Source organism: Brevibacterium luteolum (assembly GCF_013004595.1).
GTDB classification, from domain to species: Bacteria; Actinomycetota; Actinomycetes; order Actinomycetales; family Brevibacteriaceae; genus Brevibacterium; species Brevibacterium luteolum.
Genome location: NZ_JABEMC010000002.1, coordinates 1 through 18,172, shown reverse-complemented (window position 1 = coordinate 18,172; position 18,172 = coordinate 1). Strand labels below are relative to the sequence as shown.

The window sequence follows — 18,172 nt, the reverse complement described above, 5'->3', positions numbered from 1 at the left end:
GGACAGGCTTTAGAGTGGGGGCATGAGTGCTTCCGCTGACCCTGCCACGGGCACCGCCGCCCAGTCCGCTGAGCTCGCCGTCATCGAGCGCAGCGGATTCATCGAATCCCGCCACATCGGCTCCGCTGTCGTCGTCGATCCTGAAGGACGGGTGTATGCGCACGCCGGTGCGCCGGAGGCGCCGGTGGCCACCCGCTCGTGCCTCAAACCGCTGCAGGCAGTCGCCGTCATGGAGTCTGGGGTCGCGCTGGCCGGAGAGGCCGCTGTGCTCGCCACCGCCTCCCACCGGTCCGAAGAGGGGCATGTGAGGGTCGTCGAAGCGATGCTCGCCGATGCCGGTCTCGATGAGACCGCGCTCAAGTGCCCGGCGGTCGCCCCGGCAGACCCGGACTACCGCTACCTCACCCGGGCGGCCGGCCAGCAGACCTCTCGGCTGTTCTACAACTGCTCCGGCAAGCACGCAGCCTTCCTGGCCGCCTGCGCCCACAACGGCTGGGACACCGAGACCTACCTCGCTCCCGACAGCCCCGTCCAGCAGGCGGTCGCCGCCGCCGTCGAACGCTACTGCGGGGCGCCGTCAGATCACGTCGGCGTCGACGGCTGCGGGGCACCGGTGCACGCGATGCCGCTCACCCGCCTGGCCCGGGGCATCGGGCAGATCGCTGCCGGTGTGAGCGAACCGGCCCGGCTGCTGACCGAGGCGGTCGTCGAGCATCCGTGGGCGATCGACGGGCACGGCCGGCCCAATGCGGTGGCGATCGAACGGCTGCAGGTGCTCGCGAAGTTCGGCGCCGAAGGCGTCATGGTGATGGGCACCCGCGACGGCTGGGCGGTTGCGGTCAAGTGCCTCGACGGGTCGAACCGGATCACCTCGATGGTCGCGCTCGAGCTGCTTGCCCACGCTGGGGCGGTCGACGCGGAGGCCGCGCTGCCGGTCATCAGCGATCTCGCCCCGCAGATCACCGGCGGCATCGACGAGTACGGTGCCCCAGCCGTTGTCGGTCAGGTGCGTGCCGGGGCCGGGCTGTACGATGCGATGCACGGAGGGGACCAGATATGAGCATTCGCCGCAGAATCGACCAGACCGAAGGCAGGGCCGCGCTCGCGCGCTGGGAACAAGCCCGCCGCACAAGCGCAGAGGAAGTCGAGCGGGCCACCCTGGCGATGGCCGTGCGCTACACGCTCGAAGAGCTCGCCGCCCGTCACGCAGGCGGCACGGTCGAAGTGCGCATCCCGCCTTTCGGCGTCACCCAGTGCATCGCAGGTCCCAAGCACACCCGCGGCACCCCGCCCAATGTCATCGAAACCGACCCACACACGTGGCTGCGCCTGGCGGTCGGCGAACTGAGCTTCGCTGAGGCACGCGCCGCCGACCCGGCGATCGCCTCGGGCACGCGAGCCGATCTGAGTCAGCAGCTGCCGCTCTTCACCGCTGCTGAACTCGCCGGCAGCTGAGCGGATGCACCAGTCGCCGGCCATCCGCCGCAGCCCGGCACTCGATGCCGTCATCGTCGGCTCCGGACCCAACGGCCTGGCCGCTGCCGTCACGCTCGCCCGCGCCGGCCTGACCGTCGAAGTTCTTGAGGCTCAGCCGAGCATCGGCGGGGGAGCGCGCACCCTCAACCTCGGGCTCGCCGCCGGCCGGACCGGCGCCTCGGCGCTGCGGCACGACGTGTGCTCGGCCGTCCACCCGATGGCGCTCGCCAGCCCGTTCCTGCTCGACTTCGACCTCGCCGCCCGCGGTGTTGAGCTCGCCGTGCCGGAGATCTCCTACGCCCAGCCGCTCGAGGACCAGCCGGCGGCACTGGCCTGGCGCGACCTCGACCGGACCGCTGCAGGCCTTGGTGCCGACGGGCCGGTCTGGAAGCGGTTCTTCGCCTCGTTTGCCGAGCACCTTGAGGAGATCGTGTGGCTCTCGCTTGGTGACAAGCGCTCCCTGCCGGCCGCCCTGCGCAGCCCAGCTGCGCTCGCCCGCTCAGCCGGGTTCGCAGCCCGGCTGCTGCAGCAGGGGAGTCCTGCCTGGAATCTGCCGCTGCGCACTGACGCCGCCCGCGCCCTGTTCACAGGTGTTGCCTCCCATGCGATCGGCGCCCTGCCCTCCCCGGCGACCGCCGCGGCGGCGATGCTGCTGGCGACACTGGCACATGGGGCCGGGTGGCCGATCCCAGTCGGCGGGTCTCAGGCGATCACCGATGCGCTCGCCGCCGACCTGAAAGCCCACGGTGGGCAGATCCGCACAGGCGTGCACATTGAGACCGCCGCCGACTTGCCGCCTGCCCGCACCTGTCTGCTCGACACGTCCGCCGGGACTGCCGCCCGCATCTGGGACGCCAGCCTGCCGGCCAGCGTCAGAGGCGGACTCAGGCGATTCGGGCTCGGGGATGCCGCTGCGAAAGTCGACTTCGTGCTCTCCGGGCCGGTTCCGTGGCGCGACCGGCAGCTCGCCCAGGCAGGGACCCTGCACCTGGGCGGGACCCGGGAGCAGATGGCCGCCGCCGAGGCGGAGGTCACCGCCGGCCGGCTGCCCCAGCGTCCCGTCGTGCTCGTCTCCGACCCGACGGTCGCTGATCCGTCCCGGCAGGTCGCCGGGCTGCGGCCGCTGTGGACGTACGCGCATGTGCCGGCCGGCTGCCCGGTCGATGTCACCGAGCACATCACCGCCCAGATCGAGCGCTTTGCCCCTGGCTTCCGCGATGTCATCGTCGACTCCGCCTGCGTGCCGGCTGCCCAGATGCACGCCCACAACGAGAATTACGCCGGTGGTGACATCGCCGCAGGCACTGTGTCCCTGTACCGGATGGTCGCCCGGCCCAGGCTGACCTGGGACCCGTACTCCCTCGGCATCCCCGGCGTCTACCTGTGCTCGGCAGCCACCCCGCCGGGGCCCGGGGTGCACGGCATGAACGGCTGGTTCGCCGCGCAGCGGGCGCTGAAGCAGGTGTTCGGGCTGCCGGCACCGCGTCTTGCACCCGACCGGTGAGATCCTGCCGGGAACTGTCCCTCAGCTGAGAGCCTGGGTGAAGTCTGCGATGATGTCGCGCGGATCCTCCAGGCCGATCGAGACGCGCACGACACCGGCGGCCGGCCGGGCGTCGGGGGCCACTGGGCGGTGGGTCAGCGAGGCCGGGTGCTGGATGAGGGTGTCGACGCCGCCGAGTGAGACGGCGTGCACAGCCAGGCGGGTGCGCTCGGCGAATGCCGCCGCGGCCTGGTAGCCGCCAGCCATGTCAAGGGCGAGCATCGCACCGGGCCCCGACATCTGCGAGCCGATGAGCCCGGCCGGATCCTGGCCGTCGAGACCGGGGAAGAACACCCGGGCGATCGCCTCATGGCCCTCGAGTGCCTCGGCAACAGCCTGCGCATTGTCCTGCTGCTGGCGGATGCGGATCGGCAGCGTGCGCAGGCCGCGGGCGAGCATATAGGCGCCCATCGGGTGCAGCAGCCCGCCGGTGAGCGAGCGGACGCCGCGCAGTTCACCGGCGCGCTCCTCAGAGCAGGCGACGATGCCGCCCATCGCATCCCCGTGGCCGCCGAGGTACTTCGTGGCCGAATGCACCGAATACGCAGCCCCGTGCGCCAGCGGCTGCTGGAGGACCGGGGTGGCGAACGTGTTGTCGACCATGACCGGCACGTCACCGGCGGCAGCGACAACAGCTGCGATGTCGACGAGTTCGAGCGTCGGGTTCGCCGGGGTCTCCATGACGACGAGACCGGTGTCGGACTCGATCGACTCAGTCACCGTGTCGGGGGTCGCCCAGGTGACGCGGGTGCCGAGGAACCCGGTGGCCAGCACATGGTCGGTGCCGCCGTAGAGCGGGCGGATCGCTACGATGTGCGGCTTGCCGGCAGCCACCCGCTGCTGGAGCACGGCGCAGATCGCAGCCATCCCGGTGGTGAAACCGACAGCGGAGTCCGCGCCTTCGAGGGCGGCCAGGCCCTCTTCGAAGTCCGAGGCGTTCGGTGACCACAGTCGCTGGTAGACCAGCGAGGTCGCCCCATCTTTGGCGCGGCCGCCGCCGGCGAGCAGCTCGTAGGAATCCCCGCCGGACTCCACCTCGGGCAGCGGGTAGGTCGTCGACAGATCGATCGTCGGAACGTGCGTGCCCTCGCTGATGGCACGCGCGGCCATGCCGTGCACGGCCAGGGTGTCAGGGTGGGTGTCGTGGGCGGCGGAGTCGCCGGGCGTGATGTGGCTCATAGCCTGCATTCAACTCCTCTTCGACATGAACCTGCGCATCTGCTGCAGATAATTGCAGGGCAGCCGTATAATCCCGCAGGAACTACGGCACAATGGGCACTGTATCGCAGTCTGCCGCAGACACTGCGATGTGGAAAGGGGTGCACTATGGCCGATATCGAACTCGACGCCATTGACCGGCAGCTGCTCCGCCTGCTCGATGCCGACGCGCGCGCCTCAGGACGAGCACTGGCCCGCCGGCTGCGCGTGGCCGAATCGACTGTGGCGCTGCGCATCCGCCGGCTCGTGTCCACCGGGGTGATCGCGAAATTCGGCATCACCGTCGACAAGGACCGCATCGGCCTGCCGCTGGAGGCGATGGTCTCCTGCCAGATCGGTCACCTCGACCGCACCGCGATCGCCGCGCTGCGCCGCGATGCCCCCACCTGGCCAGGAGTGCTCTCGGTCTTCCATATGGCCGGCAGCGACGACTTCATCATCCACGTCGTCGCCACCGATGCCGATGCCCTGCGCGACTTCGTCGTCGACAACCTCGCCAGCCACCCGGCCATCACCCGCACCCAGACGAACCTCGTGTTCGAAAACCTGCCGGGCACCGGCTGGGCCACCGCCCTCGATACCGACTGAGGAAGGTCAGGCGTCCGGGATGCGGCCGGCGGGCTGACACCTCGGGTGCGGGGGCTTAGGCTCAGGACATGGCCTCAACTCCTGCGCAGATCACGTCCTTCATCGGCGGCCGTCACGTGCCCTCGGTGACGACCTACGACAACATCGACCCGGCGACCAACGAGACGATCGGGCAGATCGCCCGGGGCGGCTTCGACGAAGTCGATCAGGCCGTCATCGCCGCCGGCAGAGCCCAGCAGTCCTGGGGCCGCACCGCCCCACAGGAACGTTCCCGCCTGCTCGTGGCAGCAGCCGAACTCATCCGCGCCGACCGTGAGAACCTCGCCCGGCTCGAAAGCGAAGACACCGGCAAACCCCTGACCCAGGCCTATGCCGACGTCGATGTGTGCGCGCGCTACTTCGAGTTCTACGGTCACACCATCGAGGCCTACTACGGCCACACCATCCCGCTCGGCGAGGACATGCACGTCTACACCCGCCGCGAACCCTACGGCGTCACCGGCCACATCGTCGCCTGGAACTACCCCCTCCAGCTCGTCGGCCGGGCGGCAGCCACCTCGCTGGCCACCGGAAACTGCGCGGTGGCCAAACCGGCAGACGAAACCCCGCGCACCACCCTGCGCCTAGCTGAGATCCTCGACCAGGCAGGCTTCCCCACCGGCGCCTTCAACGTCGTCACCGGACTCGGCCGGGAAGCCGGTGCGGCACTTGCCCAGCATCCGGAGGTCGCCCACCTTGGCTTCGTCGGCTCGACCGGCACCGGCTCGATCATCGCCCGGGCGGCAGCCGACCGGGTCATCCCGACTGTGCTCGAGCTCGGCGGGAAGTCGGCCAACATCGTCTTCGCCGATGCCGACATCGACGCAGCCGTGCCCTCCCTGGTCCGCTCGATCATCCAGAACGCCGGCCAGACCTGCTCGGCCGGCTCCCGGCTGCTCGTCCACACCGACGTGCGCGACGAAGTGCTGGAGAAGATGAGCGCTGCGATGCGCGAGGTGACGATCGGTCCCGGACTCGACGACCCGATGCTCGGCCCGCTCGTCTCCCGTAAGCAGTTCGAGCGGGTGACCGGGTTCCTCGAGCGTCTCGACTCCGGTGAGATCCTCACCGGCGGCGCCGCACCCGAGGCGATCAGCACCTCGGGTGCGGGGGGCTCGGCCGGCGCTCAGGGCGCCTTCTTCGCCCCGACGATCGTCGCCGATGTCGAGGCCGGTTCCGAGATCTGGCAGGAAGAGGTGTTCGGGCCGGTCGTCGTCTCCCGCAGCTTCGACTCCGATGAGCAGGCGATCGCCGAGGCCAACGGCACCGACTACGGCCTCGTCTCCGCCGTGTGGACGCAGAACCTCTCACGCGCCCACCGGATGGCCGCAGAGATCGAAGCCGGCCAGGTGTTCGTCAACACCTACGGCGCCGGCGGCGGCGTCGAACTGCCCTTCGGCGGCTTCAAGAAGTCCGGGTACGGCCGCGAGAAGTCGATCGAGGCCTTCGACGAGTACACGCAGACGAAGACCGTCGTCATGAAGATTTGACCCTCACCGCCCTCGGGCTGGTGCTCACCGCCAGCCTCGCCCACGCCGTCTGGAACGCCGCAGCCAAGACCGTGCGCGGACACGGCTACGCATTCGTCTTCGCCTACCAGCTCGTCTCCGCCGTTCTGCTGTTGCCTATGGGCATCGCGATCATCGCCCAGCAGCCGGATCTCATCGGCTGGCCGCTGCTCGGCGTCGCAGTCGTCTCAGGCCTGCTGCACATCGCCTACTCGGTGACCCTGCAGATCGGTTACGATCGGGCTGATTTGGGCATCGTCTACCCCGTCGCCCGCGGCACCGGCCCGGTGCTGACGATGCTCATCGCGCTCGCGATGCTCGGCGAGCGGCCCGGCTGGCCGGGAATCCTCGGCGGGCTCATCATCGTCACCGGCATCGCCGTCGTCACTGTGCCCGGGCGTCCCGCCGCCGGGGTGACGGGCAGACGGGAGAGCAGCCGCCTGCTGGTCCCCGGGCTGTTCTGGGGCGGGCTGACCGGCACGTTCATCGCCGGGTACACCCTGTGGGATCACCACGTCGTGACGACGACCGAGTATCCGCCGCTGCTGTACTTCGCGCTCAGCTCCGCCGTCAACGCCGTCGTCATGGCCCCGCGGGCCATGTGCCGTCCGGCCGAGCTGCGTGCGGTGGCCGTCAGCGACAAGCGCGCCGTCTCAGTCGTCGCCGTGCTCAGTCCGCTGGCCTACATCCTCGTGCTCATCGCCATGCAGCAGGCGCCAGTCTCCCTGGTCGCCCCGCTGCGGGAGACCTCGATCATCATCGGCGTGCTGCTGGCCTGGTGGCTCTTCGGCGAACGCGACCTCGGCAGACGGCTGGCCGGTGCTGCGATCGTCATCAGCGGCGTTGGGCTCATCGCTCTGGCGTGAGCGAAATCGCGGCATGCAGGGCCGGTGAACTAGACTGTTGGGCGCACACCAGCAGGCCGCCGCCTGCCACCACGGCAACCAAGGGAGCCCATGAACGACGACACGATCGACGTCTCGGTCCGCCGCAGCCCCAAGTACTCGGCGTTCATCATCCTCGGCGTCATCCTCGGCATGATCGCAGGCGGTATCCTGTCCTTTCTGCCCGTCGACATGGCCGGCGTCGAGGTCGAGGTGACCCAGGCCTCGGCGACGTGGATGCTCATGGTCTTCGTCGGCACCATCGGCGGCTTCCTCGGCGCCGTCGTCGCCCTCATCCTCGACCGCATCAGCCTGCGCCGCGCCCGCACCTACACTGTGCCCGCCGTACATGACCCCGCACCCGGGGCCGTCGACACCGAGGCGGCTGACACCGAGGCGGCTGACACCGAGGTGCCCGAGGTCGAGACCGCTGGCGAACAGCCCTCTGAACCCGGCCGGGCGGGGGAGACGGATGTGAGAGAATGACGGCGTGACACGCGTGAACGCAGCCTCCAGCGACGATTTCGACCTCGCCGATCAGGGCCCGCAGGACGAATGCGGTGTCTTCGGCGTCTGGGCCCCCGGCGAGGAGGTCGCCAAGCTCACCTACTTCGGCCTCTACGCCCTCCAGCACCGCGGCCAGGAATCGGCTGGCATCGCCGCCAGCAACGGCAAGCAGATCCTCATCTACCGCGATATGGGACTCGTCTCCCAGGTCTTCGACGAAAGCGACCTCGACACTCTGCCCGGCCACATCGCCGTCGGCCACACCCGCTACTCCACCACCGGGGTCTCGTCCTGGGAGAACGCCCAGCCGACTCTCGGGCCCACACCGTTCGGCACCGTCGCACTGGCCCACAACGGCAATCTGACGAACTTCGCCGAGCTGCAGGAAATGGCCGATGAGAAGGCCGCCGCCCGCGACGAGACGGTCAAGGCCGCCACCCAGAAACCGGCCCGCACCCGGTCCGGGCGCGACTCCTCGAACGACACGTCGCTCGTCACCGAGCTGCTCGCCTCGTCGGCGGCTGAGAACCTCACTGCCGCCGCCCGGGAGCTCATGCCCAGACTCGACGGCGCCTTCTCCCTCGTCTTCATGGACGAGCACACCCTGTATGCCGCCCGCGACCGCCACGGCGTGCGCCCGCTGGCCCTCGGCCGCCTCGAGCGCGGCTGGGTCGTCGCCAGCGAGACCGCAGCCCTCGACATCGTCGGCGCCTCCTTCGTCCGCGAGATCGAACCCGGCGAACTCATCGCCATCGACGAGGACGGCCTGCGCTCCTACCGGTGGGCCGAACCCGAACAGGCCCGCTGCGTCTTCGAATACGTCTACCTCGCCCGGCCCGACAGCGTGCTCCACGGCAAGACCGTGCATGCCGCCCGCACCGAGATGGGCCGCCAGCTCGCCCGCGAATACCCCGTCGACGCCGACCTCGTCATCGCTACACCCGAATCGGGCACCCCGGCAGCCGTCGGCTACGCCGAGGAATCCGGCATCCCCTTCGGGCAGGGGCTGATGAAGAACGCCTACGTCGGCCGCACCTTCATCCAGCCCTCCCAGACGCTGCGCCAGCTCGGCATCCGGCTCAAGCTCAACCCGCTCAAGGAGAACATCGCCGGCCGCCGGCTCGTCGTCGTCGACGACTCGATCGTGCGCGGCAACACTCAGCGGGCCCTTGTGCGGATGCTGCGCGAGGCAGGGGCGAAGGAGATCCACATCCGGATCTCCTCCCCGCCGGTCAAATGGCCGTGCTTCTACGGCATCGACTTCGCCACCCGCGCCGAGCTCATCGCCAACGGCCTCAACACCGACGAGATCTGCCAGTCCCTCGGCGCCGACTCGCTGGGCTACATCTCACTCGACGGCATGATCGCCGCCACCCAGCAGCGCGAAGCCGAACTGTGCACCGCCTGCTTCTCCGGCAACTACCCCATCACCGTGCCCGACACCGCGGCAGCTGAAAGAGGATGCTGATGACTCAGGACCACCAAAGACGCGAAGCCACCACCTACGCCTCCGCCGGCGTCGACGTCGAAGCCGGTGACCGGGCCGTTGAGCTGATGAAGTCCGCAGTCGCCGCCACCCACAACGACCGGGTCGTCGGCGGCTTCGGCGGCTTCGCCGGCCTGTTCGACGCCACCTGGCTCAAGGACTACCGCCGGCCCTACCTCGCCACCTCCACCGACGGTGTCGGCACCAAGGTCGCGATCGCCCAGGCCCTCGACATCCATGACACCATCGGCTACGACCTCGTCGGCATGGTCGTCGACGACATCATCGTCTGCGGTGCCCGCCCGCTGTTCATGACCGACTACATCGCCTGCGGCAGGGTCGTGCCCGAACGCATCGCTGACATCGTCCGCGGCATCGCCGAGGCCTGCTCGGCAGCAGGCGTCGCACTCGTCGGCGGCGAGACCGCCGAGCACCCCGGTCTGCTCGGCGTCGACGAATACGATGTCGCCGGTGCTGCCACCGGCGCTGTGGAAGCCGATGACCTGCTGGGGCCCGAACGCGTCAACCCCGGCGATGTGCTCATCGGGCTGCCGGCCTCCGGCCTGCACTCCAACGGCTACTCACTCGTCCGCCGCATCATCGCCGACGCCGGCTGGGCCCTCGACCGCGAGGTGCCCGAGTTCTCCTGCACCCTCGGCGAGGAGATCCTCACGCCCACCCGCGTGTACTCCGGTGACCTCGCAGCGATCCTCGATGCCCGGCCCGGCGCCGTCCATGCGATGTCGCACGTCACCGGCGGCGGTCTGTCCGCCAACGTCGCCCGCGTCATCCCGCCGGGCATGCTGGCGCGCATGTACCGGTCCAGCTGGGAGATCCCGGCCGTCTTCGACGTCCTCGGCGACCTCGGCCAGGTCCCGCAGGCCGACCGCGAACGCACCTGGAACCTCGGTGTCGGTATGGTGCTCGCCGCCGACCCGGCCGCCGCCGAGGCGGTGCTCGCCGCGCTGCCCGGCTCCTGGCTGCTCGGCGAGGTCAGCGACGACGACGGCACCCATGCCTCTGACCCCTACTACGTGCAGGGTGCCAAGGGTGTCGATGGGGGCGCGGCGATCCTGCTCGACTGAGCCGGCCCCCGCCTCGGGAACGGCAGCCACCGCCTCGGGAACGACGAAGGGCCCCGCCTATCGGCAGGGCCCTTCGCAATCAGCGCTCAGTGGGAGCGGTCGTCGCTGTCCTCATCGTCAGCGTACTTATCGGCATAATCGGAGTAGTCCGGATCATCGTAGTCCGCGTAGTCATCGGAGTCATCAGACGTCGACGCGCCCCCGAGCTCTCGCTGGAGAGCACTCAGGTCCGTCTCCGGGCTGTAGTACTTCAGCTTACGGGCAACCTTGATCTGCTTCGCCTTTGCGCGGCCGCGACCCACAGGCGTCGACCCCCTCCTGGTCAGGCCCAGGGCTGCTGGCTGTCGGCCCCGGGATTCTCCGGTTGTCTGTGCTTCGAATCCTACCCCGCCGCCACAGAGGTGTCATGTCGCCTCAGGCGAGCGTGGGAATTCTGGACACCATTATGAGACAGTCCTGCGCAAAAGGCGAATGAGTCCAGAAAAGCCCGTGCCCGAGGCGGAGGCGAACCGGGTGTGAACGATAGAGTGAGCACATGGGTTACGAGCGCAGCTATGTCATCTCCCTGCGGGTGTTCGAGCCGCTGGTCGTGCACGAGGAGTTCGCCGACTACCCCGTCAGTGCGAACCGGGAGACCATCGAGCGGCTCGTCGCCGAGGACGCCGACGACCGGCTCATCAGCCTGCCCCCGGACCCTGTCGCGGACTCCTACCGCGGCACCCCGCTGTTCCTCACCGGCGCGGAGACCGGCGACAGCTTCGACCGCGTCTGCCCCGTCCAGGACGACATCCGCTCCTGGCACGCCCTCGATGCGCTCATGGAGGCCCATCCGCGCACTGAGCTCGACATGTTCGTGCCCAAGGCCGCCCGCCGCCGGGCAGCCAGCCACCGGGTCGAATGGATGCAGGACGACCCGGACACCCGCGTGTTCACCCGCACCTCGGCGTGGGACGTCTCACCGGTGTGGTGGCTGGCGATCGATCCGGACAACGATCGCGTCATCAGCACCGACACCGACGACGGCAGCTTCCGGATCCGCATCCGCACCCCGATTGTCACCGCTGCCGCCCGCGTCGAGTGGGCTCATGACGTGATGGACGAGAAGTCCCGGCTGCGCACCGTTGTCGAATCGACTGAGGCATTCGGCGACTGGCTCGATGACTTCGATATGAACGCGATGCTCGAACTCGACCTCGGTGGTATGAGCGAGGTGCTGTGGCCGGACACCGGCGCTGCGCACGTCACCGACTGGATCGACTGCCTCGACACCGACGACACAGAGGGCGCGATCCGCGCTTTCAACCGCTACACCCGCCAGTGGGAGATGATCGGCCTCTACGCCCGCAGCAGCTGAGACACGGCTCGCGGGGGTGGTCTCTCAGCCGCAGGTCTCCTGTCGTTTGCGGTCTATTCACTTGAAACCGCCGATCGCGGTGCTCGTGTGGCATTCGCTGAGAAGTCACTGCGGGGACTTCTCTGGTGCGTCGCTGCCGGAACGACACTGATCTGCGGCGACAGTCCGTTCGCGAGCACATGAATTCTGTGTCACCGGTGTGTGTGCTCACCGGCCCGGGCGATGCTGTGCGAGGTCTGGCCCAGCTGCAGGAGCGCGAGCACGAGGCGTGAGTACCGGTGGGTGCCGACGGCGACATACATCGCCATCCGGTCCCGCGACCCGGAGATGTCGAGGTCGGAACCGGAGATCATGTCGACAGCCGCCCCGATGAGCTGCAGGTACTTATCGGTGACCTCCAGTCCCAGTCCCGTCATCTCTGCCACCACCGAGGCGGCCGCTGCCCGGGCGGCACTCGGTGCGTCCGGCCAGCCCTGGGCTTCCATCACCGCGGCGACCCGCGCCTCGGCGGCGGCCATGCGCGCATCCTGGGCAGCCGGAGGCTCGGCGGTGAGCGGCGGGAGCCCGCCGCCGAGCAGCTGGGCGGTCTGCATGACATCGAGCATGCTCGCCTGCGGGTCGTCGATGACGGCGGTGAGGGTGCTGATCTGCTCGATCGACAGGCCGACGAGCTGCCGGAGGGCGGCGATGAGCTCCAGACGCTCGACGTGGGTGTCGTGATAGACCGCGGTCGTCTGATTCCGCTTGACTCCAGGCTGCAGGAGGCCTGTGCGCAGGTAGTACTTGATCGAGGCGGTCGAGATGCCGGTGGCCTCTGCCAGCGCGCTGAGCTTCACTTAGCTCTCCTGAACGGTCGGATACTGAATCGGGGCGTGGCTATCCACGTTGCACTTGCTTGGACAGCGTCACTATCTTACCGAGTATGGAGACCATCCCGCTCGCCGTTGTCATTCACGCCAGTGCTGCGTTCCTCGTCCTCATCATCGGACCTGTCAACATCTTCCGGCCCCGCCGCGACGCCGTGCACCGGGTGCTCGGGCGCACCTGGGTGGGGCTCATGTACCTCACGTGTGCCTCCAGTTTCTTCTTCGGCCTCGATGATGGCCTCACCTTCCTCCACGGCCTCTCGGTACTCACCACCGTCAGCGTCACTCTCGGAGTCTGGATGATCGCGCGCGGCAATAAGCCCGGGCACATCGCCAATATGGTCGGCTCCTACATCGGCACCCTCATCGCCTTCGGCTTCGCCGCCTTTGTGCCCACCCGCCTCATGTGGACGACAGCAGTAACCAGCCCGGTTGCGCTCACAGCCTTCGCTGCGGTGCTTGTGCTCATTGCAGGTGCGTGGTTCGCCGTTCTCAGGGCCCGCCTCGGGAGCGGTGAGCCGAAGGGCGAGCGGAAAGGCATTGCGGAGGAGCCGCGCCAACCGGTAGGCTAACGGTGTTAGCCACTGGTGGCTGACGGTTCACCTCACTGATCGGAGTCCTCGTCATGACCGTCGCTCGCACCATCGCCGTCTGGCTTTCCATCCCCGTCATCCTGGCCGCAGGCCTCTTCGCCTACAGCCGCCTCAACCCGGTCATGGTCGTCGCTGTCACCGAGCTCGATGCCTCACCCGACGAGGTGTGGGCAGTGCTAGCCGACACCAAGCGCTACAGCGAATGGAATCCCTCGATCATCGAAAGCTCCGGTACCGTCGCTGTCGGTGAGAAGCTGCGCAAAGTCGTCGTCTTCGGTGAAGGCACGATGACCTTCACGCCTACGATCCTGACCGCCGAACCCGGCCGCGAGCTCACCTGGGCCGGGCGGACGTGGGTGCCGGGGTTGGTCGATGCTGAGCACTCGTTCCGGCTCGAAGCGCTGCCCGGCGGCGGCACCCGCCTGACCCAGCAGGAGACCTTCACCGGTGTCGTCGCGTCGTTCATGGCATCGATGCGCGCTGACCTCGAAGCCGACTTCGCCGAGGTCAACGCGGCGATCGGACAGCGCGCTGTCGGCCTGCGGCAGACTGGTGCCCATGACTGAGATGCCGATCGCACTGCCGGCGCGCAGCCGGCGCCAAGCCGAGATCCTCGCCGCTGCGCGACGCCGCGTCGAAGCCGAAGGCTGGGATGCGCTGAGCATGCGTACGCTGGCAGCCGAGCTCGGGATCCGGGCGCCGTCACTGTACAAGCATCTGCCGAGCAAGGACGCGGTGCGCACCCAGCTGCTCATCGACGCCTTCGCCCAGATGGGGCAGGCATGCTGGCATGCGATCGAGGCCGATGCCTCGGTCCCCGCGCTGCTGCGGGCCTACCGCGCCACCGCGGCTGAGTCGCCGGAGCTCTACCGGCTGGCGACGACCGGGCCGCTTGACCGGGCCGCGCTGCCAGGCGGCTTGGAGGAGTGGTCGGGTCAGCCGTTCTTCACCGTCATCGGCGATCCGGTGATTGCGCAGGCACTGTGGGCGGCCACCCACGGGCTCACGATCCTCGAACTCGACGGGCGGCTGCCGCCTGGCAGTGATGTCGAGGCCGCGTGGGAGGAGCTCGCCGAGGCGTTTTCTTCGGGCGTCGCTGACTGAGCGTAGCTGACGCTCGCCTGCCGAAAGCGTGCCACAGCCGCGCGCTCGGCAGGCGAGGCTGCGGACTCGGTGACGGCAGCGGGGCTTTCGCGACTATCGTGGAGCACGAGGAGCGGCACATCCGCAGCGGCCATCCCGCAGCCGCCTGGCCCGCCTGGGCTTCGCGCTCAGGGCTGCGTCATCCCCGGCCCGCCCCTGCGGGCCCCTGCGGCCAGATGCCGAAGGCGAACCGCACCTCGGGAACGGACGAGAACGCCGCACAGCAGAACGGAGACCACATATGAGTCAGGACACCACGCGCGACAACGCCTTCCTCGCCGACTGGAACGTCCACACCACCTTCGGTGCGGTGCCCGGCACCCACGGGGTCGACCGGCAGGCGGCCACCGAACCCGATGGCCAGCAGCGCCGCTGGTTCGCAGAACTCATGCAGCGTCACGGCATGAAAGTCACCCGCGATGAGATCGGCAACCAGTTCGGGCTGCTCGAACTCGTTCCGGGTGCGCCCTATGTGCTCACCGGCTCGCACCTGGATTCCCAGCCGACCGCCGGCCGCTTCGACGGGGCCTACGGCGTTATGGCCTCAGCGCATGCGGCGTTCCGGCTCGGCGAGCACTTCGCTGCCAATCCCGGGCAGGCGGCCTGCAATATCGCCGTTGTCAACTGGTTCAACGAGGAGGGCAGTCGGTTCAAGCCCTCGATGATGGGCTCAGGCGTGTTCACCGGCAAGCTTGGGCTTGACGAGGCGCTTGAGACTCGCGACAAACAGGGCGTGACTGTCCGCGAGGCCCTCGAAGCAATCGGTGAGCGCGGCGATGGGCCAGTTGACCTCGACCTGGCCGCCTATGCAGAGATCCATGTCGAACAGGGCCGCAGCATGGACGAGGACGGCGTGACGATCGGCCTTGTCTCGGCCACGTGGGCTGCGCATAAGTACGAGCTGCGCATCCGCGGCGAGCAGGCGCATTCCGGCTCGGCGCTCATGGCCGACCGGCGCGACGCGCTGCTCGGGGCGGCCAAGCTCATTGTCGCCGCCCGCGAACTCGTCGACGACTACGACGAGGGTGCGCTGCATACTGCCGTCGGCGAGATCACCGTCTACCCGAACTCCCCGGTCGTTGTCGCCAGCGAGGCCCGCATCCTCCTCGACCTGCGCTCACCGAGCATGGAGGTCATCGACAGTGCGGCGAAGAAGCTGCAGGCGACCATGGTCGAGGTGGAGGAGAGCGTCGGTGTCGAGATCGACATCGTCCACGAGCACGCCTGGGACCAGAACCCCTACCAGCCGGAAGGCACCGAACTCGCACGGTCCGTCGCCGAGGCGCTGGGGCTGACCCATGGCGAGGTGCTCACCGTCGCCGGTCACGATTCGACGAACATGAAGGACCTCGTGCCGACAGTGATGCTGTTCGTGCCGAGCGTCGAGGGGATCTCGCACAATCTCAACGAGTTCACCAAGGACGAGGATCTGCTCGCCGGTGTCGACCACCTCACCGAGGTGCTGCGCCGGATCGTCACGGATCCGTCCGTGGTGGCCGGGGCCTCAACCCTCTGAGAGATAACCGGTCTCCGGGTCGATGTCAGCGAGGAAATCACGGATCGCCTCGATGTGGTCGTCGTCGGTCAGCTTGCTGGGCGGGTAGGTGCCGCCTGCGAAGCCGTAGTCCGGGTTGGGTCCGGTGAGCCAGTCGTAGTAGTACTCTGTGCGACCTGTCTGCCGGATGCGGAACTGCTCGCCATCGACGGTGAGGCGGCGATCCTTCGCTGATGGCCTAGTCACGGCGGTGCACCTCCTGCAGCCGATAGGCGGGCGTCTCGGTGCCATCGTAACAGGCCTTGAACTGCAGCCCTACGTACAGCGAGTAGTGCCGGGGCTGATGCAGGTTTCCACCGTGGAAGCACAGTTGGTCCTGCTGAGCCGGCCTCCACGTATTCTGCTCCTCACCTTTCCGCGGACCTGGGTTTTCGGTGATTTCTGGGCGCACAGTCGGACGGGCAGCGCAGGGGATGCACGAAGGCCCCCGCATGACATGCGAGGGCCTTCAAGCTGTGGCTCCGACCGGCGTCGATCCGGTGACCTTTCGATTTTCAGTCGGTGCCTTTGCGTCGATGAATACGTTAGCACGGCACCAAACAAGAGCAATTCACTGTGTGCGAGAGCATCGAACTGCCGTAACGCAGTGCAGCGGCAGAGCAGTAAAAGTGCAGGTCACAGCCCGGCCCGTCTGGGTGCTTGGGGTGGGTCAGTGATGGAGGTCTCAGACAAGGTTGCTCTTGCCCGTGAGGTGGCCCGGCGGCAGTGTGCCAAGAAGGTCGTGACGCCCACGGGTGAAGTGGTCAATTGCGGTTCGCGGTCGTTCCTGACGTGCCCGAAGTGCGCGAGGGTCTATCGGCGGGACTGGCAGGCGATTTTGGCCGATGGTGTGCGGGAGTCGAAGCCGGGCCGGAGCACGTTTGTGCTGCTGACGTTGACGGCTCCCTCGTTCGGGTGAAGCGTCCTGGGTTTCGTTCCGTTCTACTGATTGAAGGAGAATTGGATCATGCCAACTGTCTATACCCAGGAGTTCAAGCAACGGGCGTTGCGTTTGATGGAGGATCATCTTCACCACACGCAGTGCTCGCAGTGGTCGGCCGCCCAGGCGGTGGGAACGAAACTTGGGATCTCACCGCATACGATGCGCGGGTGGTTGAAGCAGGCCAGACGTGATGCCGGCACTGAGCCGGGCGCGACTACAGATGAGCTTGAAGAGCTGCGCCGGTTACGGCGTGAGAATCGTGAGCTGCGACGGGCGAACGAGATCCTCAAAACTGCCTCCGCGTTTTTTGCAGCCGAGCCAGGCCGCCGCTTACCGAAATGATCGCTACATCGATATGTACCGTGATCAGTTCGGAGTCGAGCTCATCTGCCGCACACTTGCAGCACGCGAGGGTGGATTCATAACGTCGCGTGGTTATCGGGCAGCGAAGACCCGCCCGGCCTGCGAACGCCAGATCCGTGATCGGGAACTGACCGTGGTGATCAAGGACCTGCATGCCCGCAACTACGGGGTCTACGGCGTTCGCAAAATGTGGCACGCGATGCGCCGAAGCGGCTGGAAGATCGGCCGTGACCAGGTCGCACGGCTGATGCGTCAGGCCGGAATCAGCGGCGTGGTTCGCGGCCGGAAACCGCGCACCACGGTACCCGGGCGCACACCGGATGAGCGCCCGGATCTGGTGATGCGAGACTTCAAAGCACCGGCCCCGAACCGGCTGTGGGTCGCTGACATCACGTATGTGCGCACATCGTATGGCTTCGTGTACACCGCGTTCGTCATCGATGCGTACTCCCGCCGCATCGCCGGCTGGGCGACCAGATCATCGATGACGACGCACGCGCTGTCCTTAGAAGCGCTAGAGCACGCGCTGAACACCGCGACCACAGGCATTGCTGAACTAGTCCATCACTCCGATCGTGGATCGCAATACGTTGCCATGGGACTGCTGAAGGTTTGGTTGACTCCGGGGTTTACGCCGCCAGAGCGACGGCCTTGTGATGAACAAGCTCGTATTCAACCGGGGTCAGTTTACCCAAACGCCGTTGCCGACGCTTGCGGTGATAGGTCCGCTCGACCCAGTGAACGATCGCTGTCCGCAACCTAGCTCGCGTGTCCCAACGGCCCCGGTCGAGGACGTTTTTCTGCAATACAGCGAAGAACGATTCCATCGCAGCGTTATCGCCAGCAGCGCCAACCCGACCCATCGATCCGACGAGCCCATGGTTTCGTAGAGCATGCTGGAATCTGCGAGAGCGAAATTGCGACCCGCGGTCGCTGTGTACGAGGCAACCGGCCACAACGCTGGGCCCGCCGCGACGGGCCACAGCATCGTCAATTGCTTCTACAGCCAGCCGCGATTTCATGCGCGAATCGATGGCATAGC

General features: G+C 67.8%; 20 protein-coding genes and 1 pseudogene. 16 read left to right on the top strand and 5 right to left on the bottom strand.

All coding sequences use genetic code 11. The annotated features are described in order from the left end of the window. Positions 1-22 precede the first annotated feature (22 nt). From HLA91_RS03610 to HLA91_RS03600, 3 genes are read left to right on the top strand one after another with little or no spacing between them, the layout of a single operon-like run. Complete coding sequence (locus HLA91_RS03610) at positions 23-1,060, top strand: asparaginase (protein ID WP_170273585.1); 1,038 nt, start codon at positions 23-25, stop codon at positions 1,058-1,060. Then, positions 1,057-1,455: a sterol carrier family protein gene (locus HLA91_RS03605; RefSeq protein ID WP_170273584.1), complete on the top strand. Its 399-nt coding sequence runs from the start codon at positions 1,057-1,059 to the stop codon at positions 1,453-1,455. Before HLA91_RS03610 ends, HLA91_RS03605 begins: the two co-directional genes overlap by 4 nt. 4 nt (positions 1,456-1,459) lie before the next feature. Then, the gene (locus HLA91_RS03600; RefSeq protein WP_170273583.1) at positions 1,460-2,980 is read left to right on the top strand and encodes a phytoene desaturase family protein; all 1,521 of its coding nucleotides are present in this window, start codon (positions 1,460-1,462) and stop codon (positions 2,978-2,980) included. 21 nt (positions 2,981-3,001) lie between these two features. Here the strand turns inward: HLA91_RS03600 and HLA91_RS03595 are convergent, their stop codons facing one another. Beyond that, entirely contained in the window at positions 3,002-4,198 is a 1,197-nt protein-coding gene (locus HLA91_RS03595) for a trans-sulfuration enzyme family protein (RefSeq protein WP_170273582.1), read from the bottom strand. Positions 4,199-4,345: 147 nt separating this feature from the next. Between HLA91_RS03595 and HLA91_RS03590 the strand changes: the two genes are divergently transcribed. The 6 genes from HLA91_RS03590 (at position 4,346) to purM (ending at position 10,334) form a co-directional block, all read left to right on the top strand. Beyond that, positions 4,346-4,825 carry an Lrp/AsnC family transcriptional regulator gene (locus HLA91_RS03590; RefSeq protein WP_170273581.1) on the top strand — a complete coding sequence of 160 codons (480 nt, stop codon included), beginning with the start codon at positions 4,346-4,348 and terminating at the stop codon, positions 4,823-4,825. Positions 4,826-4,893: 68 nt separating this feature from the next. Further along, a complete protein-coding gene (locus HLA91_RS03585; RefSeq protein WP_170273580.1) occupies positions 4,894-6,354 on the top strand; it encodes an aldehyde dehydrogenase family protein in 1,461 nt (486 codons plus the stop codon). Continuing rightward, positions 6,351-7,238 (top strand): DMT family transporter, encoded by an 888-nt coding sequence (locus tag HLA91_RS03580; protein WP_170273579.1) that lies wholly within the window; start codon positions 6,351-6,353, stop codon positions 7,236-7,238. The genes HLA91_RS03585 and HLA91_RS03580 overlap by 4 nt, the downstream gene beginning before the upstream one ends. A gap of 90 nt (positions 7,239-7,328) precedes the next feature. Next, positions 7,329-7,742 carry a hypothetical protein gene (locus tag HLA91_RS03575; RefSeq protein ID WP_170273578.1) on the top strand — a complete coding sequence of 138 codons (414 nt, stop codon included), beginning with the start codon at positions 7,329-7,331 and terminating at the stop codon, positions 7,740-7,742. 4 nt (positions 7,743-7,746) lie between these two features. Further along, a complete protein-coding gene (purF, locus tag HLA91_RS03570) occupies positions 7,747-9,231 on the top strand; it encodes an amidophosphoribosyltransferase (RefSeq protein WP_170273577.1) in 1,485 nt (494 codons plus the stop codon). Continuing rightward, on the top strand, positions 9,225-10,334 hold the full coding sequence (purM, locus tag HLA91_RS03565; protein ID WP_420867897.1) for a phosphoribosylformylglycinamidine cyclo-ligase: 1,110 nt from the start codon (positions 9,225-9,227) through the stop codon (positions 10,332-10,334). The genes purF and purM overlap by 7 nt, the downstream gene beginning before the upstream one ends. 86 nt (positions 10,335-10,420) lie before the next feature. Here purM and HLA91_RS03560 read toward each other — a convergent pair whose 3' ends face one another. After that, entirely contained in the window at positions 10,421-10,636 is a 216-nt protein-coding gene (locus HLA91_RS03560; protein WP_102162091.1) for a DUF3073 domain-containing protein, read from the bottom strand. Positions 10,637-10,869: 233 nt separating this feature from the next. On the opposite strand from HLA91_RS03560, the gene HLA91_RS03555 reads away from it, so the two are divergent. Beyond that, complete coding sequence (locus HLA91_RS03555; RefSeq protein ID WP_170273575.1) at positions 10,870-11,688, top strand: DUF8083 family protein; 819 nt, start codon at positions 10,870-10,872, stop codon at positions 11,686-11,688. Between the two features lie 191 nt (positions 11,689-11,879). Here the strand turns inward: HLA91_RS03555 and HLA91_RS03550 are convergent, their stop codons facing one another. Then, complete coding sequence (locus HLA91_RS03550) at positions 11,880-12,524, bottom strand: MerR family transcriptional regulator (RefSeq protein ID WP_170273574.1); 645 nt, start codon at positions 12,522-12,524, stop codon at positions 11,880-11,882. Positions 12,525-12,610: 86 nt separating this feature from the next. Between HLA91_RS03550 and HLA91_RS03545 the strand changes: the two genes are divergently transcribed. The 4 genes from HLA91_RS03545 to HLA91_RS03530 all read left to right on the top strand — a co-directional run bounded on the left by HLA91_RS03545 (position 12,611) and on the right by HLA91_RS03530 (position 15,806). Continuing rightward, the gene (locus HLA91_RS03545; RefSeq protein WP_170273573.1) at positions 12,611-13,126 is read left to right on the top strand and encodes a DUF2306 domain-containing protein; all 516 of its coding nucleotides are present in this window, start codon (positions 12,611-12,613) and stop codon (positions 13,124-13,126) included. 53 nt (positions 13,127-13,179) lie between these two features. After that, positions 13,180-13,713, top strand: coding sequence for an SRPBCC domain-containing protein (locus HLA91_RS03540; RefSeq protein WP_170273572.1), 534 nt, complete (start codon positions 13,180-13,182; stop codon positions 13,711-13,713). Continuing rightward, the gene (locus HLA91_RS03535; RefSeq protein ID WP_170273571.1) at positions 13,706-14,251 is read left to right on the top strand and encodes a TetR/AcrR family transcriptional regulator; all 546 of its coding nucleotides are present in this window, start codon (positions 13,706-13,708) and stop codon (positions 14,249-14,251) included. The genes HLA91_RS03540 and HLA91_RS03535 overlap by 8 nt, the downstream gene beginning before the upstream one ends. A gap of 280 nt (positions 14,252-14,531) precedes the next feature. Beyond that, positions 14,532-15,806 (top strand): M20 family metallo-hydrolase, encoded by a 1,275-nt coding sequence (locus HLA91_RS03530; protein WP_170273570.1) that lies wholly within the window; start codon positions 14,532-14,534, stop codon positions 15,804-15,806. Here the strand turns inward: HLA91_RS03530 and HLA91_RS03525 are convergent. Further along, positions 15,795-16,031, bottom strand: coding sequence for a hypothetical protein (locus HLA91_RS03525; protein WP_204514221.1), 237 nt, complete (start codon positions 16,029-16,031; stop codon positions 15,795-15,797). The two genes, HLA91_RS03530 and HLA91_RS03525, sit on opposite strands and share 12 nt — an antisense overlap. A gap of 760 nt (positions 16,032-16,791) precedes the next feature. On the opposite strand from HLA91_RS03525, the gene HLA91_RS03520 reads away from it, so the two are divergent. Further along, positions 16,792-17,109, top strand: coding sequence for a transposase (locus HLA91_RS03520; RefSeq protein WP_170273568.1), 318 nt, complete (start codon positions 16,792-16,794; stop codon positions 17,107-17,109). 13 nt (positions 17,110-17,122) lie between these two features. Beyond that, positions 17,123-17,722, top strand: a pseudogene (locus tag HLA91_RS13765) (IS3 family transposase); the annotation flags it as partial. A 37-nt stretch (positions 17,723-17,759) separates the two neighbouring features. Here HLA91_RS13765 and HLA91_RS03515 read toward each other — a convergent pair. Then, positions 17,760-18,172 (bottom strand): DDE-type integrase/transposase/recombinase (locus HLA91_RS03515; RefSeq protein WP_170273567.1); only part of this gene is annotated, 413 nt, incomplete at its 5' end.